The 26,439-nt window shown below is 55.6% G+C and carries 22 protein-coding genes; 17 read left to right on the top strand and 5 right to left on the bottom strand.

From position 1 onward, the window contains the following. Positions 1-242: 242 nt before the first annotated feature. Positions 243-470, top strand: coding sequence for a hypothetical protein (locus tag EYR88_RS09500; protein ID WP_131089393.1), 228 nt, complete (start codon positions 243-245; stop codon positions 468-470). Between the two features lie 228 nt (positions 471-698). Here EYR88_RS09500 and EYR88_RS09495 read toward each other — a convergent pair whose 3' ends face one another. The 3 genes from EYR88_RS09495 to EYR88_RS09485 are packed head-to-tail and all read right to left on the bottom strand — an operon-like array spanning position 699 to position 2,912. Continuing rightward, positions 699-1,598: an EamA family transporter gene (locus tag EYR88_RS09495; RefSeq protein ID WP_315973767.1), complete on the bottom strand. Its 900-nt coding sequence runs from the start codon at positions 1,596-1,598 to the stop codon at positions 699-701. Then, entirely contained in the window at positions 1,595-2,314 is a 720-nt protein-coding gene (locus EYR88_RS09490) for a phenylalanine--tRNA ligase beta subunit-related protein (protein WP_131089392.1), read from the bottom strand. The genes EYR88_RS09495 and EYR88_RS09490 overlap by 4 nt, the downstream gene beginning before the upstream one ends. Further along, positions 2,304-2,912, bottom strand: a complete 609-nt coding sequence (locus tag EYR88_RS09485) for an XRE family transcriptional regulator (protein WP_131089391.1) — start codon at positions 2,910-2,912, stop codon at positions 2,304-2,306. The genes EYR88_RS09490 and EYR88_RS09485 overlap by 11 nt, the downstream gene beginning before the upstream one ends. A gap of 216 nt (positions 2,913-3,128) precedes the next feature. On the opposite strand from EYR88_RS09485, the gene EYR88_RS09480 reads away from it, so the two are divergent. From EYR88_RS09480 to EYR88_RS09460, 5 genes are all read left to right on the top strand, one after another. Beyond that, complete coding sequence (locus EYR88_RS09480; RefSeq protein WP_242632504.1) at positions 3,129-3,578, top strand: nuclear transport factor 2 family protein; 450 nt, start codon at positions 3,129-3,131, stop codon at positions 3,576-3,578. Further along, positions 3,575-4,957 (top strand): cytosine permease, encoded by a 1,383-nt coding sequence (locus EYR88_RS09475; RefSeq protein WP_131089389.1) that lies wholly within the window; start codon positions 3,575-3,577, stop codon positions 4,955-4,957. Before EYR88_RS09480 ends, EYR88_RS09475 begins: the two co-directional genes overlap by 4 nt. A gap of 169 nt (positions 4,958-5,126) precedes the next feature. Further along, the gene (locus EYR88_RS09470) at positions 5,127-6,119 is read left to right on the top strand and encodes a pyridoxal-phosphate dependent enzyme (protein ID WP_242632558.1); all 993 of its coding nucleotides are present in this window, start codon (positions 5,127-5,129) and stop codon (positions 6,117-6,119) included. Next, positions 6,116-7,711: an FAD/NAD(P)-binding domain-containing protein gene (locus EYR88_RS09465; protein ID WP_131089387.1), complete on the top strand. Its 1,596-nt coding sequence runs from the start codon at positions 6,116-6,118 to the stop codon at positions 7,709-7,711. Before EYR88_RS09470 ends, EYR88_RS09465 begins: the two co-directional genes overlap by 4 nt. A 29-nt stretch (positions 7,712-7,740) precedes the next feature. Next, a complete protein-coding gene (locus tag EYR88_RS09460; protein ID WP_165477311.1) occupies positions 7,741-9,126 on the top strand; it encodes an alanine racemase in 1,386 nt (461 codons plus the stop codon). A 48-nt stretch (positions 9,127-9,174) separates the two neighbouring features. Here the strand turns inward: EYR88_RS09460 and EYR88_RS09455 are convergent, their stop codons facing one another. After that, a complete protein-coding gene (locus tag EYR88_RS09455) occupies positions 9,175-10,986 on the bottom strand; it encodes an APC family permease (protein ID WP_131089850.1) in 1,812 nt (603 codons plus the stop codon). 622 nt (positions 10,987-11,608) lie between these two features. Between EYR88_RS09455 and EYR88_RS09450 the strand changes: the two genes are divergently transcribed. The 3 genes from EYR88_RS09450 to EYR88_RS09440 all read left to right on the top strand — a co-directional run bounded on the left by EYR88_RS09450 (position 11,609) and on the right by EYR88_RS09440 (position 15,643). Beyond that, positions 11,609-13,000, top strand: a complete 1,392-nt coding sequence (locus tag EYR88_RS09450) for a potassium transporter TrkG (protein ID WP_131089385.1) — start codon at positions 11,609-11,611, stop codon at positions 12,998-13,000. Between the two features lie 79 nt (positions 13,001-13,079). Continuing rightward, positions 13,080-14,963 carry an ATP-binding protein gene (locus EYR88_RS09445; protein WP_131089384.1) on the top strand — a complete coding sequence of 628 codons (1,884 nt, stop codon included), beginning with the start codon at positions 13,080-13,082 and terminating at the stop codon, positions 14,961-14,963. Beyond that, on the top strand, positions 14,960-15,643 hold the full coding sequence (locus EYR88_RS09440) for a response regulator (protein WP_131089383.1): 684 nt from the start codon (positions 14,960-14,962) through the stop codon (positions 15,641-15,643). Before EYR88_RS09445 ends, EYR88_RS09440 begins: the two co-directional genes overlap by 4 nt. A gap of 13 nt (positions 15,644-15,656) precedes the next feature. Here the strand turns inward: EYR88_RS09440 and EYR88_RS09435 are convergent, their stop codons facing one another. Further along, positions 15,657-16,454: an IclR family transcriptional regulator gene (locus EYR88_RS09435; protein WP_131089382.1), complete on the bottom strand. Its 798-nt coding sequence runs from the start codon at positions 16,452-16,454 to the stop codon at positions 15,657-15,659. 150 nt (positions 16,455-16,604) lie between these two features. On the opposite strand from EYR88_RS09435, the gene EYR88_RS09430 reads away from it, so the two are divergent. The 8 genes from EYR88_RS09430 to EYR88_RS09395 all read left to right on the top strand — a co-directional run bounded on the left by EYR88_RS09430 (position 16,605) and on the right by EYR88_RS09395 (position 26,430). After that, a complete protein-coding gene (locus EYR88_RS09430) occupies positions 16,605-17,597 on the top strand; it encodes a 2-dehydro-3-deoxygalactonokinase (protein WP_165477310.1) in 993 nt (330 codons plus the stop codon). A gap of 42 nt (positions 17,598-17,639) precedes the next feature. Next, entirely contained in the window at positions 17,640-18,284 is a 645-nt protein-coding gene (locus EYR88_RS09425) for a 2-dehydro-3-deoxy-6-phosphogalactonate aldolase (protein WP_131089380.1), read from the top strand. Further along, positions 18,281-19,429, top strand: coding sequence for a galactonate dehydratase (dgoD, locus tag EYR88_RS09420; RefSeq protein WP_131089379.1), 1,149 nt, complete (start codon positions 18,281-18,283; stop codon positions 19,427-19,429). The genes EYR88_RS09425 and dgoD overlap by 4 nt, the downstream gene beginning before the upstream one ends. A gap of 5 nt (positions 19,430-19,434) precedes the next feature. Beyond that, positions 19,435-20,757 (top strand): MFS transporter, encoded by a 1,323-nt coding sequence (locus EYR88_RS09415; RefSeq protein ID WP_131089378.1) that lies wholly within the window; start codon positions 19,435-19,437, stop codon positions 20,755-20,757. Between the two features lie 214 nt (positions 20,758-20,971). Further along, positions 20,972-21,361 carry a (deoxy)nucleoside triphosphate pyrophosphohydrolase gene (locus EYR88_RS09410; RefSeq protein ID WP_131089377.1) on the top strand — a complete coding sequence of 130 codons (390 nt, stop codon included), beginning with the start codon at positions 20,972-20,974 and terminating at the stop codon, positions 21,359-21,361. Then, the gene (locus EYR88_RS09405) at positions 21,358-24,345 is read left to right on the top strand and encodes a DEAD/DEAH box helicase (protein WP_131089376.1); all 2,988 of its coding nucleotides are present in this window, start codon (positions 21,358-21,360) and stop codon (positions 24,343-24,345) included. The genes EYR88_RS09410 and EYR88_RS09405 overlap by 4 nt, the downstream gene beginning before the upstream one ends. Before the next feature lie 106 nt (positions 24,346-24,451). Next, positions 24,452-25,495 (top strand): nucleoside hydrolase, encoded by a 1,044-nt coding sequence (locus EYR88_RS09400; RefSeq protein WP_165477346.1) that lies wholly within the window; start codon positions 24,452-24,454, stop codon positions 25,493-25,495. A gap of 128 nt (positions 25,496-25,623) precedes the next feature. After that, on the top strand, positions 25,624-26,430 hold the full coding sequence (locus EYR88_RS09395; protein WP_165477309.1) for an ECF transporter S component: 807 nt from the start codon (positions 25,624-25,626) through the stop codon (positions 26,428-26,430). Positions 26,431-26,439: the final 9 nt, after the last annotated feature.

The raw sequence follows: 26,439 nt of genomic DNA, 5'->3' as shown, positions 1-26,439 counted from the left end.
CAGATAATAGAGGGGTATTTCTTTACCGAGTTCCTTGCCGGTGAACCCCAAAATCGACGCACCGTATCCCCAGCCTCTTGCTTTATCAGCGAGGTGGGCGTGATGGAAAGATGGGGCGCCTGCCGCAGCGTGAGTTTGCTCCGATTCTTGGTGTGACGCCTTTTGCCGTTTCAGCCCTCGCCATCCGCGCACGTGACGGTCAGCGTTAGGCGTATCTTGCGGCACATCTGAAGGATCCGTGCGTGCTGTCGCAGCGGGGCGTTGATGCGCGCAAGCATCTTCTCCCTTTGATCTTTGGCTCTAATAAAAGCAAAGAAGAGAAGGCATTAAAGCAGCACAGTAAAGTTTGCAAAGAATGCAGTACGGTTTTTGCTGAGCTCAATGAAGTGGGCTCGGGCCTGCGCGCCGTCATTCTTCCATTGGTTGTTGATGGCACTACAGCCCTGGGTTTTCCGGCGGCCGGCCAATAATTCGGCGGTGCTGGACGTATTACCGCGATGGCTTCGGCGAGTGTTGCCGGCAGTGCTATCCGTGACTATGTTGCAAACGAACAGAAAACGTTCGATCAGCTCTGACCTCCCGGAGAGTCCCCAGTCGTTCTCCGAGTTCAGGATCCGCTAGTTGGACTAAAGATATCGCCCAAGATCAAGAAGATCTTGGGCGATATCTTTATGCGAAATTGAGCAGTAGCCAACAAACTATTTTTGAGTTTCCAGCGGCAGATCTGACAGAGGTAAGTCATCGCTCGTGCGGCGCCCTCCGCGCTGTGCTCCGGCTCCGGCAGCGATCACGATAATGATGCCAAAGACTTGGAACCAGGTTGGGGTCTGGGCCAAAACGAGCAAGCCGATAAGAATGCCAAAGGCCGGTTCGATGGAAAGCAATGTGCCAAAAGCGGTGTGCGTCATCCGCTTGAGGGCCAACATCTCCAAACCAAAGGCGATGACCGGGGTGATGAGGGCAATGCCCGCTGCAGCGGGCAGAGTCCACCACGCAAAATCGTGGCTGATAACTTGTGGCAGGCCCACCGGCATCGTTGCGATGGCAGCCACGGGGATGGTCAATGACAAGCCGCTGATTCCCGAGAAGCGATCACCAACGTGTTGAGTCAGTATGTTGTATAAGCCCCAACAGGTTCCGGCGCCCAGTGCGAACATCACACCTACTGCGTCAATTTTCCCGTGCCACGGTTCGGTGAGCAGTACAACGCCTAGGACAGCCAATATTGGCCACATCAACGCCTTGCGGTTTTTGCTCATGATTCCCGCAACGGTGAGCGGACCGAGGAACTCGATGGATACGGCAGTGCCCAGGGGTATGCGGTCAACGGCTTCGAGGAACAACGCGGTCATGAAACCGGTGACCACACCTAGTGCGATCAACGCTGGAATGTCTTGCTTGCGAATAGAGCGGAAATTTGGGCGCGCTATGATCCAGAGGAAAACAACGCCAAAGCACATGCGAAGCCATGCCGTACCGCCAGCGCCAACCTGCCCGATGACAAAGACGGACGTGGCGTTGGATAGCTGGACTGCCAGCATCGCGGTAACCGCCAAGGTCCACGGAGGCAGGCCATTGAGTGTGGAGCGAGGGTTCACTGGGCACCTACCATCCGCGTGGACACTTGTACTGCGGTGCCCAAAGATTCCAAGGCTTGGCTCAAGGCTTCGCCGGTTGCCTCTAGCTCTTCATCGGTCATGGGTGCCAAAGCATCCAAGATGAAAAAAGCGGTAGTGGTGTCCTGGGACAGCGCGGTGCGCTTACCTTGGCGCCAGTTCCAGCGGCGGCAAGTCACCCCGGTATTATCCCGCCAAATCACTTCGCCTGCTTCAGGGTTCTCTAGCACCACTTCGCCACCGGCGGTCGTATCAAAGGATTCATCACCGGTGGCACGGGTGAGCATGGCCGGTCCGTCATAGAGATCAAAGTCTTCGCCACCGAGCGGAATTTGATGCAGTACGGAAATGGCGTTGTAAATATCAGTCAATGCATTCACACGCGGTAAGCCTGTGCCCGCGCGACGAGTGAGTGCTTCGAGGCTGTTGCGGGTGCGTTGAGGTTTGGCGCCAAACCCGCGGTAAGCTTCGCGCCAAGCGCTGATCTGCGGTAGCTGATCCACTGGGGTGGAGGCCAATAACTCATTGGCGTGAGCTTCTGCCTTGTTGATCAATTCATCAGCGATCTCAGAATTCGCCTGTGGGTCGATACCTTCAACCACCAACAGTAGTGCGCGGTAGTCGGTGCGTAGTTCTATGACCGAGGGGTCAATGGAGCAGCCGTAGAGGAATTCGGTGGGGGTCAGTCTATTCGTCATGGGTGTTCTCCGTCTTATGTGTGTGGCCCACGCCTGGTTCGAATACGCACAGGCTGAATATGGCGGTGGTCTTGTGAATGTTTGAGTAAGAGTGGGCGGTGTCCCCGTCAAAGGACATGGCATCACCGGCTTTGAGCTCATGGGCTTCACCATCAACGTCTACGGTGATAGAGCCTTTGAGCAGATGCAGAAGTTCGCGGGTTCCTGCAACATGGGCTTCGCTCTCGTGGCGCTCGCCGGGGGCTAAATTCCAGTCCCATAGCTCAACGACTTCAGGGGCTTGGGTGCCGGCCACCAGAATTCCTCGGCCGCCATTCTCACCGTTCCACAAGACAGCACCTTCGCCTGCGCGCGTCACATTAGAGTGGCGTGCTTCCGGCGGTTCAACCAGGGCGGGCAGTCCTAGTCCCAACGCATCAGAAAGTTTGAGTAAAATGCTGACGCTGGGGTTGGCTGTCCCTTGCTCAACGTTGATGAGCATGCGGCGGCTGACCCCGGCATGCTCAGCGAGCTGATCCAGCGTCCATTCGTGTTTTTTGCGTTCGTTTTTTACTCGCGTGCCGATGGTTTGAGCGAGCCGCTCCGCGCTGGTCTCCATTAGTGCATCATATTGCACTGAAAGTGCATAGTCTATATTTAACGTCCGAAATGTCTGTAACTTCGTGGTCATAGGGTGCTTGTCATAAGAGCGGAATTCATTGACCGGTGCCAACTGATCACCTAGGGTAAACAAAAAATGCATATAGGTAATCCATCTCACGCCATATGCCCACCTCGAAGCGTCCGAATCCGGACCTCATCCTTGGGAGAACCGTTGAGCACAGTTGCACCTACCGAACAAGACGTTCTGGCCGCCGCCGCCAAAATCGTGAAAGCATTTGGCACGACTAACACTGAAGAATACTTCTCACTCTTCGCGCCCGAAGCATCATTCATTTTTCACCCCGAAGCATCCCGCTTAGATGACCGCGCTAGTTACGAAAAACTCTGGGACAGCTGGCTCAGTGATGGATGGCAGGTCACCGGATGCCAGTCCACTGAGCAACTGGTTCATGTTTTCGTTGGCGGTGCAGTCTTCAGCCACACCGTGGCAACACAAACCCGCACTGGAAATGATCCAGAGAACTACACCACTGATTCCTATGTAGAACGTGAAACTATCGTTTTCCGCCACGAAACAGACGGCTCACTGATAGCCATCCACGAGCACCTTTCAACGGTGCCGGAGACAGCACCAGCTGAAGCCACCGGTGAGAACGCATGAATCTCTACCGCAAATTTGAACAGAAGCTAGAAGCCGGCGCCGAAAGCTCCGGCCCGATTCGCGGACAGCTGGGCACCGGCCGCATCGGCATGATCTGGCTAGCAGCAAACCTCGTGGTAACCACACTTCTGACCGGAACCTTCTTTGTACCCGGACTGAACTTCTCACTGGCGCTGGTGATGATCGTTGCCGGAACGTTGATCGGTGCCGTCATCTTGGTGTTGATCGGAAACATTGGCACCCGCACCGGGCTGCCGACCATGGCCATCACCCGCGGAGCTTTTGGCACGCGAGGCAGCTTGTTACCCGTGGCGGCCAATGTCATCGTGCTGATGGGATGGAGCTGGGTGCAAGCCATGCTGGCGGGCGTCACCGTCAACTATCTAATTGCCTCCACGACCGGGTTCAGCAATCCTGTCCTATTCTCAGTGCTTTGCCAAGTCTTCGTAGTGATACTGGCACTGTTTGGGCACGAAGGAATCTCGAGAGTTGAACCCTGGCTTGCCGTATTGATCTTGGCCATCATGGCCTACGTCTTTGCCATGGCCTTCGGCAAATACAATCCTGCAGAGTTTGCTGCGATCCCAGTTGATACCTCGCTAGGGTACACACCGTTTATCGTTCTGGATATCGTGATTGCCACGGCGATTTCATGGACTGTGCTATCGGCCGATATCAACCGCATGGCGCGCAATACTCGCGCCAGCATTGTCGGTTCAGGCATTGGCTATACGCTTTCCACCGTGTTGGCAATGATCCTTGGCGCCACCGCTATTGGGTACGTCATCCTTTCCGGTGACCAAGCAACAGAGTTTGATCCAACAATCCTTGTTGAAGCCTTTGGCGCCCCACTGGCTATTGCCATTTTCTTATCGGTGATGGCCACCAATACGATGGCGGTCTACGGAATGATCACCTCGGTGGTCAACTCTCGTCCCGAACGTAAACTGCCGTTCTTGGCTACAGCTTTGGTGGTCGGTACAGTTTCCATCCTCGGAGCCACCTGGCTAGCGTTACTGGATCAGTTCACTGATTTCTTGACGCTCATCGGTGCATTTTTCGTTCCAGTCTTCGCCATCATGATTGTGGACTACTACCTGCTCAAGCGTTCGCGCTACACGCGTGACATCCTGCGCCACACCGGTGGAGCCTACTGGTACCGCAACGGGGTGAACCCGATTGCCGTTGCCGTATGGGTGGCAGGTGCGGTTGTCGCCTACCTGCTGACCTACCTCTTCCCAAGCCCAATTGGCGCCACCCTTCCGTGCTTCTTCGTCAGCTTCCTGCTCTATCTGGGTCTGTCCTGGAAACAACGAGACCGAGGCCAAGTTGTAGCTCATGAGCACCTAGTAAGTGAGGAATCTCAGAACGCCAGCTGACCGGCAAGAGAGCAAGGTCTGGAGCTTATATCTGAATCTCTGGCACCGGTAGCCACCACTTCACTTCTACACATAGACTTGCTAAAAACGGGACGAGTCAAGCTCATAGCTACTGACATCGAAATGACCGCCAGCAGTGTTCTCCGCCGTAAGAATGTGAGTAGTGACTATGGAAGTTACCGGTGCTTTAACACCCTTCAATTCACCCATTGTGAAACTTGAGCGTCTCTTCGATGCCAACGAAATTGAAATATTCGCCAAACTGGACTCATTACAACTTTCTGGCAGCACCAAGGAACGCACCGCGGAATCCCTGATCACATCATTCCTAGAGACAGGTGAACTGAAGCCTGGCGGAATGGTGGTGGAATCAACTTCAGGTAACTTGGGGATTTCCCTGGCCCGGCAATGCATCGTGCGAGACATCAGATTTGTTGCCGTTGTTGATGAAAACGCCAACAAATCAGCCCTAGACATCATGCGTGCCTATGGAGCAACCGTGGACCTAGTGGTGGATCCACCCGATGGCAACAGACTTGCCGCACGCCGGAAACGGGTCGCTACCCTGTTGGCAGAAAACCCTGGTGCGGTGACCACCAACCAGTACGGGTCTGCGCGCAACCCCGAGGCTCATTACTCCACGACCATGCCAGAAATCATGGAGGCGATGGGTGGGGATCTAGATATGCTCTTTGTCGCCACCAGCACCACTGGCACGATTCTCGGATGCCAAAAGTACGTGCGAGAACATCAGCTCAAAACAAAACTGATTGCGGTGGATGCGCTGGGCTCGGTGCTCTTTGGCGGCCAATCGGCCGAACGGCGCCTGCCTGGTCTGGGTGCAGGAATCGTCCCTGAGCTGTCCCTAGAAGTACAGCCCGACGAAGTTTTACGTATACCTGAGATCGAAATGGTTCGTGGCTGCCGACTACTGGCCAAGCGGGAAGGCATCCTTGCTGGAGCATCTACCGGAGCAATCGTCGCTGCCATGGGGAAAATGCTCCCAGAAATTCCCCAAGGATCACGGGTTGCTTTCCTCGTGCACGATTCGGGGGTTCCCTATCTCCACACGGTCTACAACGACGAATGGGTGCAAAAAACTCTCGGTGAGTCGCCTCAGTCTGCAAATTTAGCTGAGTTAGAAGTTGATGCTGAACGATGATCCGCATAGCGATGATCGGAGGCGGACCAAAATGTTTGTTTGCTTTGCTGGAACTGAACGATGTGCTCAGCGACAACGAAGCCCAAACAGTTCAGGTTGATGTTTATGACCCATACCCGCCGGGAGCCGGACGGGTATGGAATACCACGCAGCCCAACGAACTGAGATTGAACGTCAACTCGCGCATTATCGACGCGTCATCCAGTCTGTGCGATCAGACGTTCAACGAATTCAGAAATAACGCATTGCAGGGAACTACCGATGAGGTCTTTCCGCCGAGGGCTCTTGTCGGGGAGTACCTCAGCGAGCAATTTCAACGATTGGTACAGCACGGGAAACTGCCGGTCACACATCGGGCGTCAGCAGTGCACAAAGTGGAACGCCAAGCAGGACAGTGGTTGGTGACCAGCGACTCCTGGTACGACCTCTATGACGAGGTAGTCATCGCCACTGGGCATGGACTCGCTGGCTACCAACACGAGCAGAAGTCGGCAACGACCATAACTGCGGCTGAACTAACGGTAGAGCGCTCGGCCGATGCTCAGCATAAGGTGCCCGACCGAAGCACGGTGCGGATCCGCGGTGCAGCACTGACCGCTTATGACGTGGTCATGACGTTGACCGAGGGACGTGGCGGGCAATGGGCACCTTCGGAGGACGGGACACCGGGCCGCTTGAGATATGTGCCCAGCGGAAAAGAACCACGGCTCATGACCATGCTCTCGCGTCACTGTATCCCGATGACACCCAAACCCATGGGCCTTCCGACCCAAGCGCAGGACATTCTTCATAACTACCGGTTACAACTGCGCCAGTGGAGCAACACTAGCGAACACCACACCGAGCAGATGTGGCGGATCCTTTTAGCTTGCGCCATGGACATCGCCGGTAGCGCCGGAGTTCCGGCGAACGAAGAATCCCTAAAACAAACGGTGGATAACGGGAGATCAGAGCAGTTCTCCACTCTGGCCAGTCCCTTTGAACAAATGAGATATACCCTTGATGCGCACCGTGGGCTGAAGCCGCAAACCCATGAATGGGTGTGGGCCATCGTTTGGTCTGGCCTGTATTCAGAACTAGTGACCGCACTGGCTAGATACCAGTGGGCCCCGGCGGACCGGAAGAAGTTCAACGCGGCAGCCACTAATCTTGAACGCATGGCTTTCGGACCGCCAGAACCGACGGCGCAGAAACTGCTGGCCCTGTACGACGCCGGAATGCTCCAGCACCAAACATCCGGCACGGAACATACCGGCGGCGTCCTAACCATCGATGCCGTGACCGCACCTCCCGGTGTGCTCGCAGCTGCCTTCCCTGACGGAGAACCCGCCAACGAATTGATCAGCTCGTTACTCTCTGCCGGCGAGGTCAAGATCAGGACCGGCGAGCGCGGGCTGCTCACAGATGCCGACGGGACCTGTATCAATGCCGAAGGTTCACGCAACGAAACCTTGAGTGCTCTAGGACGCCCCACCGAAGACCCCACCTTGGGCCATGACACCTTGAATCGAACCTTGCACCTGGAGTACCGGGGCTGGGCCCGGCGCATCATGGCGCAAGTGAACGCTCGAAGCCAGAAAGTAGCCAACTGATGCCACCGCTGATGCACGGAACCTTGCCCATGACTGCCCGACTAGAACCATGGATGAAGAGCCTGGTTCAGGATCCGGAGCTATGCAAAGAATTGCTGTCCGATTACGGGTCACCACTGAACGTTCATGATTACTCATCCATGGCCCGGAACGTCGCTGAATTACGGGATGCCGCGGCAGTGCATGACATTGATTTCCAAATCTATTTGGCACGCAAGGCCAACAAGACCCTGGGTGCCATCGACAAAGCCGTGGCCGAGGGATGCGGTGTAGATGTGGCGAGCTTCAATGAGCTGGATCAATGCTTGCGGCGAGGTGTCAGCCCAGAGTCGCTGATTGTCACCGCCGCGGTGAAATCTAGAGCGTTGCTGAAATTGGCGGTAGAAAATAACGTCGTGCTGAGCCTGGACAACACCGATGAAGTCATGGATCTCTTGGAATTGACCACGAGTGACGGAACGCCGGTGCCGGTGGCTTTGCGCCTGGCCTCAAGCAACCCGGCGATTGCGCCCACCAGGTTTGGGCTGAGCGCGCAGCAATGGCTGGACTTCTTTGCCCAGATACATAGTCCCGAAGTTTTCAGCATTGTTGGCGTGCACTTCCACCTTAACGGCTACAGCGGCGAACAGCGGGCACTAGTCTTGCAAGAGTCCTTGGAATTTGCAGACGCCCTGGCACAGCTGGGTCATAAGGTGAAATTTGTAGATATGGGTGGCGGTATTCCCATGTCTTATCTTGATGATTCGCAGCAGTGGTCTGGGTTCTGGGTAGCGCTCGCCGAAGTACCTGAGGGTGATGAAACATTAACTTGGAAATCTGACCGGCTGGGCGCCACTGGGCCACAGGCCAGCACCGCTTTGTATCCGTATCACCAAGACCTGATTCGCGGCCCATGGCTGGAGAAGATTCTCATCGCTCGGGGTGCTGATGGGTCCCAGACTGTAGGCCAGATGCTCAATGCCCGGGGGATCCAGCTGCGTTGCGAACCGGGACGTTCGCTACTTGATGGGTGTGGACTGACCCTGTCCGAGGTGGCGTTTACCAAGGAACGCAACGACGGGGTGAGCCTGGTGGGACTTCATATGAATCGCACGCAGTGCCGTTCTACTGCCGCGGACTTCTTGGTCGACCCGATTCTCATCAAAGCTTCGGGAAGGCATGCGCACGATCGTTCCCCATACAGTGGCTTCCTCGTAGGTGCGTACTGCATCGAGGAAGAACTAATCCTGCGCCGTCGCTTCGAATTCCCGCAAGGGGTAGCGAAAGGCGATGTGGTGGCTTTCCCCAATACCGGGGGATACTTGATGCACATTATCGAAAGTGCTTCGCATCAATTGCCGCTGGCCAAGAATGTTGTATTGGATGGTGCCAACGCGTGCCTTGACGATATTGACCAGGTCGGCGCCGGCCATTGATGGCTGGTACCGACCTGGTGCATGACGCGCAGAAGCGGATGATTTGGACTAGCCCACGTGCACCCAGGGCCGGCGCTGCAGATTAGGCTCTGCTTCGCGCAAGACTTCGCGGGTCAAGGGGGCAATCTCACCTTGTCCAAGGAAGATGAACTTGGCCAGGTTGAGCAGTGGATTGCCTTCGGTCCAGCGGAAGTAGATGTGTGGCATTACTTTGTACTGATCTCGAATAGCCATGGAGATGGCCGCAATCGAGGTAGAAACCGATGGGGCTGTCGCTTCAAGAATCCATTGACCATGACGGGTGATACCGCGAACTTCAATATCTTGGGCGAAGTCCGAGTAGTCACTGACCTTGATTTCCAGGAACACCACCTGTGCACGCTGCGGGATATGGCTGGCAAGGATAGCGTGCTGATGCTTGTGCAGGTAGCGCCGCTTGGAAATCTTCACCGGCTCGTGGGCGATCAGTCGGAGCAACCCAGCGCTGCTGGCTTTCTGGATGATGTCCACTGCGCAGTCATCAAACATGACCGAGGTGGCGCGAAGTTCAGTGGAGCGGCGGAACCTAGAAAGTATCGAGACCACGAGCACTCCTGCAATGAAGAAGGCAGCAATCTTCAAGCCATCCGGGCGCTCAACACAGTTGGCAATCGTGGTGTAGACGAAGACCAGGCTGGCAGTTCCAAAGAGAATTGTTTTGCCTCTTTCACCGTGCCGTCGTGCCGAGATGGTTACCGCAATGGCCGCGGAACTCATGAGCACCAGAACACCGGTGGCATAGGCGGCTCCCTGCGCATCAACACTTGCATCAAAATGAACGGTGATGCCAATGGCTACCAGGATGACAACAAGAACCAGGGGGCGCACTGCGCTGGCCCAAGCCGGAGCCATGCCAAAACGAGGCAGGTAACGCGGAATAAGGTTCAGCATGCCAGCCAACGCTGAAGCGCCAGCAAACCACAAAATGAGAATCGTGGAAATGTCATAGACCGTTCCAAATGCGTCACCCATCAGGTGGTGAGCTAGCCACGATAGTGCACGGCCATTGGCCTCACCGCCGGCTTGGAATTCTCGAGCTGGGATCAAGATGGTGGTCACGATAGATGACAGGACCAAGAAGCCGCTCATGATCAGCGCTGCTTTGGTCAAGAGCTTTTTTGCGCCCTTGATGCGTCCAGCAGGGTTCGCTTCGGTATCACCTGGAGCCTTGGAGATTTGGGGCATGACAGCAACGCCGGTTTCAAAGCCGGACAGGCCCAAAGCTAGCTTGGGGAACACCAGCAGGCAGACCAGCAACATCATGATCGGATCCCCGTGCGCGGTGAACAGTGAGTCCACCCAGTTGCTGACCGTGACCGGGTGTCCAATGATGTTGGCGGCCGAAACGATGATGATGACCAAGTTCAGTGCCAAGAATGAGAACACGAGAGTTACGGCAATCCAGATGACCTCGGAGAAGCCACGCAAGAACAGCGCACCGAGCAAGATCAGTAGAACTAGGGTGATCGGCACTTCCTTGCCGGTGAACCAGTCTGGGGTGAACGGGTTCTCAATGAGGTGTGCTGAAGCGTCCGCGGCCGACAGGGTCGCGGTGATCATAAAGTCGGTGGCTGCGAATCCTAAGAGGATGAGGACAAATACTTTGCCCTTCCAATGTGGCATGAGCCTTTCGAGCATGGCAATGGAACCTTGGCCGTGGGGGGACTCTTGGGCAACGCGGCGGTATACCGGCAGAGCGGCGCCCAAGGTGACGGCAACAAGTATCAATGTTGCAAAGGGTGCGAGTGCGCCGGCAGCAAGCGCGGCAATAGCTGGCTGGTAGCCGAGCGTAGAGAAGTAATCCAGACCTGAAAGGCACATTACCTGCCACCATTTGGCACCATGCTTGTCCTCGTTGCTGGTGTCTTCCTGGCCGACTGAACTGTCGGTCAGCCACAGGCGCAATCGAGATGGCACCTTGGCTGCTGGTGCCTGATTCGACCCTTGGATCTGCGCATTTGTTTTGTTCACGAAAATGTACAGTACGCCTCAATTGGCAAGTAAGCGCCCCATTGGGAGGAATATTTTTAAAAGCCCAGTCAACGTAGGAAATAGTGATTGTGCGCAAGTTAGGGTGAACGTTTACGAGGCGTCAGAAATACTCTATTGGTGCCCAAGCCGACCCGGAACTGTCCAGAGGAAAATCCCTTTGATCTATACGTTTAAAATCCATACGATTGGTTGATGGCGAGATTTGAGATCTCGGCATTGAGGGTCTTTTTTCTTTGGCAGTGGGAGCATTCAAACGAAAGAAATTGTGTCGTTGAGCACAGGGAACGCCGTGATGTGAAGCCATTATCAAGATTCCTCCAAGGCGCATTAAGACGGCGTTAAGAGCCGGTCTTGGCGGGGGCTTGGGGAGGTGCAATGGGAATGTATCAGCGTCATGCATTGGTATGACCAAAACTTCGCAGAGTGCACAAAGGTGGACAGCATCGTGTTCATGAGGGTTCAGGGTTCCCACGACGCAGCGCAGGTCATCAGTGCTCTGACCGGACCAGTTCGCAAAGCATTGCTGAATAATCCTGTCCGCCTGGTTCCTCTAGGATTTTTAGCCGCAATTGCGTTTGGAACGCTCATGCTGCTTTTGCCCATCTCGCGAGTTGACCCAGAGGTTGGCGGCTTCATGCCAGCCTTGTTCACTGCAGTATCCGCTGTCTGCGTCACCGGCTTGGTTACGGTAGATACTGCTACCTACTGGACTGAGATAGGTCAAGGTTTTATCCTGCTGCTGATCCAGGTGGGCGGTTTCGGGATCATGACCTTGAGTTCACTTCTGGCGTTGTTAGTGCGCAAACAACTGGGATTGCGCACACAACTGGTGGCCGCTTCCGAGACCCAAGCAATAAACCTAGGCGATGTGCGCCGGATACTCGTTTTTGTCGCCAAAACTACCTTCGCCATCGAATCAGCGATAGCCCTGGTGCTGACGGTGCGGTTCTGGGTGGTCAATCCCTCAGATCCGGCTGGCGCCATCTGGGGCGGTGTCTTCCACTCGATTTCTGCTTTTAATAATGCTGGATTCGCCCTCTACAGCGATAGCCTGATCAGCCACGCAGGTGACCCGTGGATTATGGTCCCGCTGTGCGTCGCGGTGGTTCTGGGCGGATTGGGATTTCCGGTGATCTACGAATTGCTTCGTGGCAATGGCTCAAAGAAGAGCTGGTCCGTACACACCACGCTGACCCTCTGGGGAAGTGTCGGCCTGCTGGTGATCGGTGCACTGCTTCTGGGTCTGTTCGAATGGAACCGGCCCGAGACCTTGGGGAACCTTTCCCCAGGAGGTAAAGCACTGGGCATGATGGGATTGAGCGTCTTTCCACGTACCGCAGGATTTAACAATATTGACTATGGGCAGGCTTCGTCTGAGTCCTTGCTGGTTACAGAGGTCCTAATGTTCATTGGTGGAGGAAGCGCAAGCACCGCCGGTGGCATTAAGATCGGCACCTTTCTGGTGCTCGCCTTCGCAGTGTGGAGCGAAGCGCGCGGCCATGAGCAGATCACCGTGGGACGTCGTGCTATTGGAACAGTGATTCAGCGCCAAGCACTATCCGTAGCCCTATTGGGCGTTGGCGCGGTGGTGGCCGGTTCGCTGTTACTACTGGTGCTCACCGAGCATTCGTTGGAAGAAGTCTTGTTTGAATGCATCTCGGCGTTCGCTACTGTCGGAGTAAGTATGGGAATTACTGCCGATCTGTCCACCGGCGCCCAACTGGTGATTATCAGTCTGATGTTCATCGGCCGTGTGGGGATCGTTTCGGCTGCCGCCGCGCTGGCCCTGAGCCACCGACGGTTGCTGTTTAAGTTGCCAGAAGAGCAACCGGTCATAGGCTGAGTGGGGCACCGTGTCTGAGCTACCGTATTCCGGTACGATCACTGGGTACTGGCTAGGATCCGGAACGCCAAGGAGCATCATGGACGTGTCGAACACCGGGCCACAGGTCCACCCGCTTCTGATCGTCGCGCTGTCGGGCCGTGCCGGGTCCGAGTCCCTGCTGCGCCGAGCACTGCACGAGGCCGTGCAGATGCAAGGGGCTGAGGTAATGGCGGTCCATGTTCTACAACGCGGCATAGGTGCAAATCAAGCAGGCCAAGAAGCCGAGCTTGCCAGATTGCGCACGGCCGCGGAAAGCGCCGGGGCCACCTGGCATATGGTGCTGGGCCAAGACATCAGCGAAGCGCTACTGGGATTCGCCCGAAGCACACAAGCCACACACCTGGTCATCGGAGCCCAGCTCCCAGGCTCTGGACGCCGGCGGATGCGCGATCAGCTGTCCCTGAAGCTTGCGCAGCAGGCCACCGCACCGGCTGATCCCAGCATCATGATCATTCCCAGTCCCGCACTTCCAGGTAGCGAAGGAAGGGCCATGCGTGATGTTTTCCAGAAACGCCAACGGCTTAACGGCACCCGGCGACTGCTGGGCTGGCTCTTAGCCGCTTGCGGACCACCCTTGCTAGCCAGCGGTTTTCTACTGGGCGGCAGTGAAAGCGAACTGCTGACCTTGATCTTCCTTAGCCAGCTCACACTGGTGGTCTTCGTAGCCCTGTTGGGAGGCTGGTGGCCAGCGCTGGCAACGGCCTTACTGGGCACCGCCATCCTGAACTGGTTCTTCACCCCACCGACGGGGCAATTGCATATCCATGAGCCATTCAATGTCGTGGCGCTGAGCCTTTTCTTGCTGGTCGCGGCCGGCGTGGCACGGGTGGTGGACATCGAAGCACGGCGCACCGCCGAGGCCGGCCAAGCCCGGCACCAGGCAGACACGCTCTTTGAATTATCCGGCGGGGTGATCCGCGAAGGGCTGCGCGTTCCGGCACTGCTCGAGTGGCTCTGCCGTTCCTACCAGCTGCGCGGGGCCGCACTGGTATGGCGGGGTAGTGAGTCCTCGCCGACTCCGGTCACCGTGGCATCGGCTGGAGTAGCGCCCGCGAAGGCAGAGACCAGCGACTACGCCATCACGGTAGATGCAGAACATCTGCTGCTGATCGATGGCATTCCGCGCGAAGCCTCGGATCAGGGAATCTTTGAGGCCTTTGCAGGGCGCATCGCCGCAGTGCTGCAACATCGAGCGCTCGCCGAGGCGCGTTTGCAGTCCCGGGAACTGGCCGCCGGTAATGCCATGCGCACAGCATTGCTCGCCGCGGTGTCCCATGACCTGCGCACACCGCTGTCGGGGATCAAGGCTTCAGCCTCCAGTCTGCGGATGCAGGATGTCGTGTTGAGTGAAGAAGACACCGCGGACCTGTTGGCCACCATTGAGGAGTCGGCCGACCAGCTCAGCGAACGAATCGAGGACCTGTTGAGCATGAGCCGGATCCAAGCCGGCGAGCTGGTGGTGCACCGAAGCCGGATCCAAGTTGAGGATCTGGTGGCTTCGGCCGTGCGCGATCTGGCCGGGCAGATTCGTCCGGCGCACCTGCAGGTGGAGATTCCCCCAGACTGCCCACCGGTGACCGCAGACTACGGACTGGCCGTGCGAGTGTTGGCCAACCTGTTGGAAAATGCGGTGCGCTATGGCGGGGAGAGCCCGTTGCAGCTGCGCGCGGTCCCCACCTCCACCGACGTGCGTATTCAGGTCATCGACCATGGGGCAGGGGTGCCGCAGGAAGAAAAAGACCGGATCTTCCGCCCCTTCCAGCGGCATGGCGATAGGGATAACACCACCGGGTTGGGGCTGGGATTGGCCGTAGCCCGAGGTCTGGCCGCGGGCATGGACGGGGACGTCCAAGCACAAGATACTCAGGGCGGGGGAGCCACGATGGTCTTCATCCTGCCGATATTCGAGGACAGAACATGACCACCACTGTATTGATCGTGGAGGATGATCCGCAGATCGCTCGTGCCCTGCTGGTGAATCTCAAGGCCCGAGGCTACCGTGCGCTGCATGCGTCCACCGGACTTCAGTGCCTGCAGTTGGCTGCGGACGCGCACCCGGACGTGATCCTGCTGGATCTGGGGTTACCCGATCTTGAAGGAGGGGATGTTATTGACGGAATCCGTGGCTGGTCAAGTGTGCCAATTATTGTCGTTTCCGCCCGGCACGAGTCCCACAGCAAGGTAGATGCCCTGGACCGTGGGGCGGATGACTTTATTACCAAGCCCTTTGCCATGGATGAGCTGTTGGCGCGATTGCGTGCAGCCCTGCGCCGTGCACTCCCGGACCCGGGCCAGGCCGTGGTGGAAACCTCGGACGGGCGGCTGCGCATTGATCTATCCAGCCATTCGGTGAGCGTTAATGGCGAAGCGGTGCGGCTGACCCGTTTGGAATGGCGAGTGCTGGAAGTGCTAGCCAGCAACCCGCATCGGCTGATCGGTGGTAGCGAGCTGCTCACCACGGTCTGGGGTCCCGAATACGGTGAAGAAGCGAACTATCTGCGGGTATACATGTCGCAGCTGCGCACCAAACTGGAACCTGAGCCTTCCAACCCCCGCTACTTTTTGACTGAGCTAGGGATGGGGTACCGTTTTACGCCGTGAGCGACGAGCACGATTAGAAGGTCTTGCCCGAATATCCCAGCTTGCGCGAAATTTGCGCTGCGGTAGTTCCCATGACCGTCTTCAGTGCCTTCATGCGTTCATCCGGCATATATGGATTGGTGGCCGACATGCTGATGGCGGCAATGATTTTTCCACTGCCATCACGAATTGGCGCAGCCACGCAACGGATTCCAGGTTCATTGTCTTCCAGATCCAAGGCGATACCTTCTTTGGCGTAGGACTTCATGCGCTTGAGGAAGGCTGCCTTAGTTTGGTGCGGTGCTTGCTCGATGGGGGACTCCGAATCGAAGGTTGATTCCCACCTGTCCGGGGTGTCTAACAGCAACGCCTTGCCAATGCCGGTGCGGCTTAGTGGCATTCGTTGACCTACCCGAGAGCGCATCTGTGCGCCACGAGTTCCGGGAACTTTGTCTACATAGAGCACCTGCGCTTCGTCTTCTACGGCCAGGTGCACGGTGTCCTGATACTTGCGGGCCAACTCTTCAAGGATTGGTTTGGCAATAACCGGAACCGGGCTTTGGTACAGCGCGTGGAAACCCAGCTCAATGAGCGCTGGACCCAAACTGAAATCAGTGCCATGAGTGCTGCGCAGGAATCCACGCTGCACCAAGAGCTTCACCATGCGCTGGGCGGCGCTTTTGCCAATGTTCGCTTCAGCTGAAACTTCATTGAGGTTAGTTGCACCGCGCCCAACAGCACGCAAAATGTCTAGTCCGCGTGCAAGTGTGAGGGTGCCGGCGGGCGGGGCATCAACTGAATTTTCGTCTTTGAGTTCAGCTTCGAGTGCCATTGACGTCCCCTTGGTTTGATAATCAACAAGATCCTGTATCCCACTATATGCAACGCTCTTTGAAGTATTGGGATGACTCAGAGAATATTCACATGTGAATGGGACCACATTCAAGTGAGCTCGTGCAGTGCACGAGATGAAACAGGAGTTATGACAAACATCGCCGAAGCCCAGCTGATTGCCCTTGACTGGGGAACCACCTCCGCACGTGCCTACCTCATGGGCAACGACGCGAGCATTGTGGCCGAACGAAGTGCAGCTCTAGGAATCATGCAGGTCGCGGCACGAGCTAAAGAACAGTCCCTGACACTGAATAAAGCATTCGAGCAGGCCCTGGCCGAACTATGCGATAACTGGCTGGAAGACTATCCGCAGATCCCCGTCATTGCCTGCGGAATGATTGGCAGCCAGCAGGGCTGGGTTGAAGCAACCTACCGTCAGGTGCCCGCCACCGTGGCAGACCCCACCTTTGAACTAGCCTCGGTCCAGATTGCCGAGAACCGACGAATGCACATCATTCCCGGCGTCCTAGACCTCAGAGAACTTCCCGATGTCATGCGTGGAGAAGAGACTCAGATTCTCGGCGCAATCGAGCTTGGTGATGCAGCTGTAGATAATGCGGCGGAGCAGCTCTTCTTGCTACCCGGCACCCACTCAAAGTGGGCCACAGTTCAAGGGCGGACAATCACCGGATTCTCGACCTCCATGACGGGGGAGACCTTCGGGTTACTCAGCACCCAGTCCATCTTGTCCAAACTAATCAAGCCAACAGACTCAGTGAGCTGGGATGCCTTTGAACGTGGGGTGAACATCTCCAAATCTTCTAATGGGGATGCGGACCTCATGCTGACGTCGTTCTCGGCGCGCACCTTGGTACTCACCGGACGTTTAGAGCAAACCGAAGTCAGTGACTATCTGTCCGGATTGATGATTGGTGCCGAAATTAGGTCGGTACTTGGCGCCTGGCAAGACTCAGCACTTCCAGCGCTGACCATCTGCGGCAACGAAGAACTTAGCGCCAGATACACACGGGCACTGAAGATCTTTGGTGTCACCGAAGTCCGCGCACTTCAGGGCACCGCGCCTCGTGGAGTCTGGGCCGTGGCCAGTGCGCTCGGCATGTTTCAGACCACCTCGATCTAAGTCATTTATCTCGCCAACAACTCTTATAGAAAGGCTCACGCCGTGAATGAAGATCCATCCTCGTTGCGTCCCTCAGGGCTTGTCGCCATCTTGCGTGGCCTTGACCCGGCTGAAGCGCAGGCCGTCGGTGAATGCCTCTATGCCAGTGGTTTTCGCTCTTTAGAAGTACCGCTCAATTCACCACAGCCACTGAAGAGTATCGAAATCTTGCGCCGCACACTTCCTGCGGACGCCGTTGTTGGTGCCGGGACCGTACTCACCGTGGATCAGGTTCGCGCTTGCCACGATGCGGGCGCACAGATCATCGTTTCGCCAAACACCAACGTCGCGGTCATCGCCGAAACCGTGGCACTACGGATGGAATCATTCCCCGGAGCCGCGACTCCGAGCAATGCCTTTGACGCCATCGAAGCTGGCGCCACAAACGTAAAGATTTTCCCGGCCGAGCAAGTTGGCTTGGCGGGCTTCAAAGCCTGGACCGCAGTGCTCCCCAAAGAGATTCGCCTGATACCAGTAGGCGGTATTACCGAGGAGAACATGCAGCAATGGGTTGAAGCCGGTGCCACCGGATTTGGTATTGGCTCCTCGCTCTACAAAGCGGGACGAAGCCTAGAAGATTTGAAAACCAGAGCGGACAAGATTGTCCACGCTTACCAAACGATCCATGAGATGAGGATGTCTGCATGAAAATCACCAAACTGACCACTTACATGGTGCCACCACGTTGGCTCTTCCTGAAGATCGAAACCGACGAGGGAATTTCCGGCTGGGGAGAACCAGTTCTTGAAGGTCGTGCATCAACCGTAGCTGCGGCTGTGGAAGAACTTTCTGATTACCTCATTGGCCAGGATCCACGAAACATCGAGGACCTGTGGACCGTGATGTACCGTGGCGGTTTCTACCGCGGTGGCGGAATCATGATGAGTGCGCTGGCCGGTATCGACCAGGCGCTGTGGGACATCAAGGGCAAGGCACTTGGTGTTCCTGCCTACGAGCTGCTGGGTGGCAAAGTCCGCGACAAGATCCGTGTGTATTCATGGATTGGTGGCGACCGCCCCTCGGACACCGCTGCCGCAGCGAAGGCCGCTGTTGATCGTGGCTTCACCGCGGTGAAAATGAACGGTACCGAAGAACTTCAGTACATCGATACCTGGGACAAGGTCCAGGGCTGCTTGGAAAACGTTCAGGCAGTTCGTGATGCCGTAGGTGAGAACGTAGGTATCGGCGTCGACTTCCACGGCCGAGTCCACAAGCCTATGGCCAAGGTCCTGCTCAAAGAACTAGAACCCTACAAGCTGATGTTCATTGAAGAGCCAGTGCTCAGCGAAAACGTGAACTCAATGCTGGAACCGCTGCGTAACTCCAGCACTCCTATTGCCTTGGGTGAACGCCTCTTCTCACGCTGGGACTTCAAGGATGTTCTGGCCAGTGGGGCAGTAGATATTATTCAGCCGGATCCTTCGCACTGCGGTGGCATCACCGAAGCGCGCAAGATCGCGGCCATGGCTGAAGCCTATGACGTGGCCGTAGCGTTGCACTGCCCACTAGGCCCAATCGCTCTGGCAGCAAACCTGCAGATTGACGCCGGCGCGTACAACGCCTTTATCCAGGAACAATCCCTGGGAATCCATTACAACAAATCCAACGATCTCCTTGATTACGTCAATGATCCGTCGGTCTTCGCCTACGAGGATGGCATGGTCGCTATCCCTGACGGCCCGGGTCTGGGTGTTGATGTAAATGAAGAGTACGTCATTGAACGCGCAGCTGAAGGTCACCGCTGGCGCAACCCAATTTGGCGTCACAAGGACGGATCCTTCGCAGAATGGTAAATCGAATGTCTCAGTCGACAGTGTCGTCAGCTGCCACACTTAAGAGCACTGACAAAGCAACAAAGATGCGCTACGCCGTAGCGTTGATGTTGTTCCTAACCGTAGTCATCAACTACATGGACCGTTCAAACCTTTCGGTTGCAGCTCCATTGATCTCCGAGGAATTCGGTCTCGATACTGCACAGCAAGGTCTGCTGCTCTCCGCCTTTGGCTGGACCTACGCCGCCATGCAGCTGCCTGGCGGATGGTTGGTAGACCGGGTACAGCCCCGCCTGCTGTACCCAATCTGCCTCGTGCTCTGGTCCGTAGCGACCATCTTTATGGGCATGGCTGGAAGCTTCGTTGCCTTGATCGTTTTGCGTTTGGCCGTTGGTGGTTTTGAAGCACCTGCGTACCCAATCAATAACAAGGTAGTCACTGCTTGGTTCCCAGAGCGTGAACGCGCCACAGCTATTGGCTTCTACACCTCGGGCCAGTTCATTGGTCTTGCGTTGCTGACCCCAGTTCTGCTGTGGTTGCAGCATGCACTGACCTGGCACTGGGTCTTTGTTGTCACCGGCGCTGTTGGCATCGTGTGGGGCTTGATCTGGTTCTTCATGTACCGCAATCCGGTGGACTCAAAGCGGACCAACGCTGCTGAACTGCAGTACATCCGAGAGGGTGGCGGACTGGTAGATTTGGGCAGCTCGCAGGCCAAGGCGCCTGCTGCGAAACTGAGCAAAGCAGACTTCGCTCTGGTGCTGGGCCGACGCAAGCTCTGGGGCATCTACATTGGTCAGTTCTGCTTGACCTCTACCTTGTGGTTCTTCTTGACCTGGTTCCCAACCTACTTGGTGACCTACCGCCACATGGACTACATCAAGACTGGTTTCTTAACGTCGCTTCCGTTTGTTGCAGCGTTGGTGGGTGTATTGATTAGTGGTGTTCTCTCTGACTTCATGCTCAAGCGTGGAGTAAGTCTGGGGACTTCTCGAAAGCTACCAATCATTACCGGGCTGTTGCTCTCCATGAGCATGATCGGTGCCATCTTCACCGACAGCACTGCTCTGGTTATCACGTTCATGTCCATTGCTTTCTTCGGTAATGGTCTGGCATCGATTACCTGGTCGCTGGTTTCTGCGCTGGCACCGTCGCGCCTGATTGGATTGACCGGTGGCATGTTCAACTTCATCGGCAACCTGTCCTCGATTGCCACCCCAATCGTGATTGGCCTGCTGGTCTCGGCAACTGACTTCGGTCCGGCCTTCATCTACATGACGGTCATTGCGGCGGTTGGCATTCTTTCCTACGTGTTCTTGGTAGGTAAGGTGCAGCGCGTCGAGGGGTAATCGCTCCTATCAGGTAGAGGCCACGCTTCGTTATTCATTCGGGAAAACAAGCGTGGCCTTTTCATTTTGCGAAGGTGTAAATGACGACCAGGGCTGGTGGCGGTATCGACGGACGACACCAATTCACGCGCAGTCCGCAATCTGTCCTTCTCGCCCGATATGATCGCAAGTAGCGGAAGGTTCTGATCAAAAGAGACGTCAATGGGGGATTGGGTTGAAGAAACAGATCAATGTTGTCGGGGCAGTAATTGTTCGGAACGACGAAATTCTCTGCGCGCAGCGTGGCCTTGGCGGCAGCCTCGGCGGAATGTGGGAGTTCCCGGGCGGCAAGATCGAATCCGGTGAAACTCCTCGACAAGCCCTTGAACGCGAAATTCAAGAAGAACTACTTTGCACCGTTACGGTAGCTGACGAGGTCACCAGCACAACTTACGAATATGACTTTGGGATCGTCACCCTTACGACTTTCTACTGCGAGCTAGTCGACGGTGAACCGCAGCTCACCGAACACGAAGACGCAAAGTGGCTCAAGCGAGATGAGCTCTCCACACTTGAGTGGGCCCCAGCTGATATCCCAGCTGTAGAGATTATTCAGGCTGCATGATGTCATCCAACCCCGATATCTCGTTCGCGGTCGGTCTTTCTGGCGATGTCACCTATGGATTTCTGGATGGAGCGAGGCAATCTCGCCGCCATCATCACCCACGGGTGGTTCTAAACGCTGACGGCAATACTGTTCTGCGTATTCTCCGAGAAGAACTAGCTCGATGCGACGAGTTCATTTTCTCTGTAGCTTTCGTAACTCCCAACGCAATCGCCATGCTCAAACAAGAATTGGTGGAGTTTTCTGGCCACGGCACAATAATCACCTCGGACTACTTGGGGTTCAATTCGCCCGCAGCATTTAGCGAGCTGTTGAACCTGGAAGCACTCGGCATTGACGTCCGAATTCATAGCGCTGATGCCTTCCATCCGAAAGGCTACATTTTTAAGTCGACTGACGTAGTCACGGCGATGATTGGAAGCTCGAACCTCACGGGCAACGCCATCGTCAAGAACCATGAGTGGAATTTGAAGGTTACTGCGGCGACCGATAGTGACTTAGCAGGTCAGCTAGCTGAACTGGCTGGTAACCAACTTGCCGATTCAGTGTCGCTGAGCCAGGACTGGATTGATCTTTATGCTGAGCAGTACACGCCGCCTCCACCGCGCAAAAAGATAGAGATTGCCAGAAAACTGAAACAAGCAGACGAGCAACTCATCGACGAAGTTGCCGCAGGACTTTCCGAATCCACTGGACTGGGTGGCGACGTCAATTGGGCCGACCAGCTCATGCCGATTTTTCCCAACCAGATGCAGTCTGAAGCGCTCAAAGCCCTGGAAGCGGTTCGACTAAGCGGCGAATCCAAGGCAATCGTAATTTCGGCGACGGGCACGGGAAAGACAATTCTGTCTGCTCTTGAAGTGCGAGCCGCCCATCCTGAACGATTCCTGTTTGTTGTTCACCGCGAACAAATTCTAGACAAGACGATCAAGGAGTATCGACGCGTCATTGGCGGAGATGCCCAACAGTTCGGCAAGCTCGCCGGCGCAGCCAAGCAAAGCGACCGAAAATATGTTTTTGCGACGGTTCAGACGTTATCTCAAGATTCAGTACTCCAAACTATCGAGTCTGATGCCTTTGACTATGTGATTGTCGATGAAGCTCATCGTGTCGGTTCGCCGACCTACAAGAAAGTCTTGGCTCACCTGGAACCGTCGTTCCTGCTCGGATTGACTGCAACCCCAGAACGCAGCGATGGCTTCAACGTATTCGAGTTTTTTGACTACAACGTTCCCTATGAGATTCGCCTGAGCCATGCTCTGGAAGAGAACATGCTGAGCCCGTTCCACTATTACGGAATTGCAGATGTGACTCTAGACGATGAATCGGTGCGTGACAGTTCCGAAGATCTTTCACATTTGGTGACTCCGGAACGTGTACACCACGTAGTCGATGCATTGACCAAGTACGGGCAAGCGGGCGTTGCACCAAAGGGACTGATTTTCTGTTCTCGAAAAGATGAATCCAACGCTTTGTCAGCCGCACTGAACCAGCAACAACTACGCGGAAAGACGCTGAGGACTTTGAATCTGAGCGGCGACGATTCGATTGAACGCCGGGAACAGGTCGTTGCGCAGCTGGAAGCTGGCGAACTCGATTACATACTCACCGTGGATATCTTCAACGAAGGCGTGGACATCCCGACCGTGAATCAAGTGGTCATGCTCCGACAAACGCAGTCAGCGATTGTCTTCGTTCAGCAGCTTGGTCGAGGCCTTCGCAAGGCGCCAATGAAGGACTATCTGGTTGTTATTGACTTCATTGGTAATTACGCGAATAACTACATGATTCCCATCGCCTTGTTTGGCGATGAATCGTTGAACAAGGAGTCTCTGAAGGAAAAGCTGATCGCAACAGAGCAAGCCGGAGTGATGGCAGGTCTGTCGAGTGTCCGTTTCGATAAGATCGCTCAGCAAAGAGTCCTAGACTCTATCCGCACGACTGTCTTGGACAGCATTCAAAAGCTACGTAGTTCAATGCAAGCAATGCAGAATCGTGTTGGGCAATCGCCTCGGCTGTTCGACTTCTATCGCTTTGAGTCCGTAGACCCAGTATTGCTCGCGACGAAAAAGGAAAACTATCCGACTCTCGTGAAAAGTCTCCTTCGGATCGATCATGATCTTGATCGGGATGAGCTGAGAGCCTTGTCGCTGCTTTCACACGAAGTGCTAACCGCGAAACGAGTCCACGAGTTCGTCCTGGTGCGAGAACTGCTTACACACGAATCAATTACGCTGAACCAATTCAAGATGGCTCTGCGTGAGTATGGCGTGGAAACCACCGAGCGTGAAATGCGCAGCGCGGTTGAGACTCTGAACCTGGCTAATCACGCTCAGGTGGACCAGACCCGGTACGGAACTCAACTAGCCTCAATTGAGAATGAAACCGTTTCGGCTAACCCGGGTTTCATCCATGCGTACCGCACCCATGGATCCTTCACCGAGGAGGTCGACGACCTTATCCAAACAGGTTTGGCTTTGGTCAGCGACCGGTATGTCGGCGGCAGTCCGTTCATCGTCGGCGGTCAATACTCGCGTAAAGAGGTCACGAGACTGTTGGGTGTCCCGCGAAAGTGGACTTCAACTTTGTACGGGTACAAGGTCGACATGGATTCAAAGACCTGTCCGATTTTCGTGACTCTCCACAAGTCTGACGACATCTCGGCTAGTACGGCCTACCAAGACGAATTAGTGGACCCGTCTCACCTGAGGTGGTTCACGAGATCACGTCGTACGTTGCGCAGTGATGAGGTTCGCCGCATCGTCAATAATGAAGTGGACCTTCATATCTTCGTTAAGAAAGACGATGCTGAAGGTACTGAGTTCTTCTATCTCGGCAAGGCGGACTCAAGAAATGCACAGCAAGCGCAGATGCCCGACAAGGACGGCGTGCCGCTGGACGTAGTCATCATGGACTTGCATTTTGAAGAGGCCATCGACCGCGCGTTGTACGACTATCTAAGTCCGAACAATGACCTCACGTAATACAGAAGCAGGTAGAAACGACAAGTTTCAAACGCGATTGGGTGATGAGAACGAAGGGACCTTGGCTCTGACCAACTACGCGGGTGCGCCGGGAACGAAAGACGATTTGATCCGTCTTCTTATCGACTGCGACACCGGCATCGACGATGCCTTAGCCTTGGCATATCTTTGCTCGCTCGACCACGTGCATATCCGAGCCATCACCAGTACTCCGGGCAACGTCGATGTTGAGCAGGTCGCGGCCAACAACCGCGCACTCCTCAAGCTCTGCAGCAAGCCTGATGTTCCGGTGCTCATTGGTGCGCGAAAGCCACTTGACATTCCGTTGGTGACAACTCCGGAAACGCATGGCCCTCAGGGCGTCGGTTACGCGACTCTTCCAGCTCCTGGTCCTGATTCGCTGGCGAACAACGATGCCGTTGATTACTGGATTCAAGCGGCCCGCGCGAACCCCGGTGAGCTAACCGTTATGCTGACTGCGCCTCTGACCAACTTCGCGTTGGCTCTCCGACGTGAACCAAGACTTCCTTGGCTTCTTCGCAAAGTAGTGATCATGGGTGGCGCCTTCTACTACCAAGGCAACACCACACCCACCGCAGAGTGGAACACCCACGTGGATCCGCACGCTGCCAAAGAAGTTTTTGCCGCCTACACCGCTGCTGCTGAGCAAGGCCTTGAATCTGAAAAACTTCCCATTCTCTGTTCCTTGGACACCACCGAACGCTTTGAGATGCAGCCTGAATTTCTGACCAAGCTTGCCGAAGAAGCCGGATGCGCAGAGCCCGAACTGGTTCAGCCAAGCGATGTTGAAGGAACGCTAAGCAAAGCATCAAATCCACTGGTACGCTACCTCTCGGATGCATTGCGCTTTTACTTTGAATTCCACCGTCACTATGACCAGGGCTATATCGCTCACGTACACGACTACTTCGCCGCCGGTGTTGCTGCAGGAACCTTGGATTACGAAACGCGTCCAGCAACCATTGATGTTGAGACAGAATCACAATTACTGTTTGGAACCACCGTTGCTGACTTCAGAGGTCTTTGGGGCAAACCAGCAAATGCGCACGTGGTCTCAAGAAATGATCCAGAAGCTGGCTTTGCGGAACTGGTGAAACGGCTTGGTACCTTGGCCCGGAAACTGAACTAAGACTCCTGAACGCTGAGTGTGGTGGGCTAGAATTGTCTACTGGGTCGAGGTGACATAGACCCGCAGCTCGCGCGCGCCAGTACGACCTTTGGTGCGCAGTCATACCCGTACCTCAGGACTGCCCCATCATGTCATCAAATCTTCTGTTGCCCGAAGAAACTTCGTCGCAAACTCTTCGCCGCCGGCTCATGGCTGTCGCAGGAACCGTAATCCTCGTTGCCACCTATCTGACCTTGATCATTACCCAGCCAATGGGAATCGTCGAGGGACTGGGACAGGGCGTTGCCCTTGGTACTTTCGCTGCTTACCTCATCTCTGCTGTTCTTCTTTTGCTTGCTGTATTGCCTGATCTTCCAGTCTCAACCCTGACCTTGATCCCAGTCGCCTTGGCACTGAATATCATTCTTGGTCAGTTTGTTGGCTCGGTCATGATTCCCCTCTACATTGACTCCATCGGTACTGTCATCGTTGGCTTCTTGGCTGGCCGCCGCGCCGGTGCGGCCACCGGTGTATTGAGCACTTTGGTTTGGTCCCTGTTCGCGCCAACTGTCTTGCCTTTCGCAGCAGGAGCGGCCCTTGTAGGATTCCTTGCCGGAACCGCAGCGCGATACGGTGCGCTGCGTCGTGTCTACCTGGCTCCGATTGCTGGCCTTGTTGCCGGTGTACTAGTTGGTGTGGTCTCTTCGCCGGTAGCTACCTTTGTTTACGGTGGAACCTCCGGCGTTGGCACCGGTGCCTTGGTTGCTGCCTTCAGCTCTATGGGTGATTCACTGCTCTCCGCAGTCACCAAGCAGGCCTTGATTTCTGACCCAGGGGATAAAGCAGTGGTCTTCTTGGTTGCAGCTCTCTTGGTTTACGCATTGCCAAAGCGTCTGAGCGGTAGCTTCGCCTTTGTTCGTCGCTACCGGGTCTTGGGAAAGCGCGTCAGCAAGTAAGCGAAAACT

Source organism: Arthrobacter sp. S41 (assembly GCF_004320535.1).
Lineage (GTDB): Bacteria > Actinomycetota > Actinomycetes > Actinomycetales > Micrococcaceae > Glutamicibacter.
Note: the sequence above shows the minus strand (reverse complement) of the source record. Positions and strands in the feature narration are given on the sequence as shown.

Coding starts and splice junctions, on each gene's coding strand:
- EYR88_RS09490 (WP_131089392.1), bottom strand. CDS start 2,314: ATGACGAATAGACTGACCCCCACCGAATTCCTCTACGGCTGCTCCATT.
- EYR88_RS09485 (WP_131089391.1), bottom strand. CDS start 2,912: ATGGAGACCAGCGCGGAGCGGCTCGCTCAAACCATCGGCACGCGAGTA.
- EYR88_RS09475 (WP_131089389.1), top strand. CDS start 3,575: ATGAATCTCTACCGCAAATTTGAACAGAAGCTAGAAGCCGGCGCCGAA.
- EYR88_RS09470 (WP_242632558.1), top strand. CDS start 5,127: ATGGAAGTTACCGGTGCTTTAACACCCTTCAATTCACCCATTGTGAAA.
- EYR88_RS09465 (WP_131089387.1), top strand. CDS start 6,116: ATGATCCGCATAGCGATGATCGGAGGCGGACCAAAATGTTTGTTTGCT.
- EYR88_RS09460 (WP_165477311.1), top strand. CDS start 7,741: ATGACTGCCCGACTAGAACCATGGATGAAGAGCCTGGTTCAGGATCCG.
- EYR88_RS09455 (WP_131089850.1), bottom strand. CDS start 10,986: ATGTGCCTTTCAGGTCTGGATTACTTCTCTACGCTCGGCTACCAGCCA.
- EYR88_RS09450 (WP_131089385.1), top strand. CDS start 11,609: ATGAGGGTTCAGGGTTCCCACGACGCAGCGCAGGTCATCAGTGCTCTG.
- EYR88_RS09445 (WP_131089384.1), top strand. CDS start 13,080: ATGGACGTGTCGAACACCGGGCCACAGGTCCACCCGCTTCTGATCGTC.
- EYR88_RS09440 (WP_131089383.1), top strand. CDS start 14,960: ATGACCACCACTGTATTGATCGTGGAGGATGATCCGCAGATCGCTCGT.
- EYR88_RS09435 (WP_131089382.1), bottom strand. CDS start 16,454: ATGGCACTCGAAGCTGAACTCAAAGACGAAAATTCAGTTGATGCCCCG.
- EYR88_RS09430 (WP_165477310.1), top strand. CDS start 16,605: ATGACAAACATCGCCGAAGCCCAGCTGATTGCCCTTGACTGGGGAACC.
- dgoD (WP_131089379.1), top strand. CDS start 18,281: ATGAAAATCACCAAACTGACCACTTACATGGTGCCACCACGTTGGCTC.
- EYR88_RS09415 (WP_131089378.1), top strand. CDS start 19,435: ATGTCTCAGTCGACAGTGTCGTCAGCTGCCACACTTAAGAGCACTGAC.
- EYR88_RS09405 (WP_131089376.1), top strand. CDS start 21,358: ATGATGTCATCCAACCCCGATATCTCGTTCGCGGTCGGTCTTTCTGGC.
- EYR88_RS09395 (WP_165477309.1), top strand. CDS start 25,624: ATGTCATCAAATCTTCTGTTGCCCGAAGAAACTTCGTCGCAAACTCTT.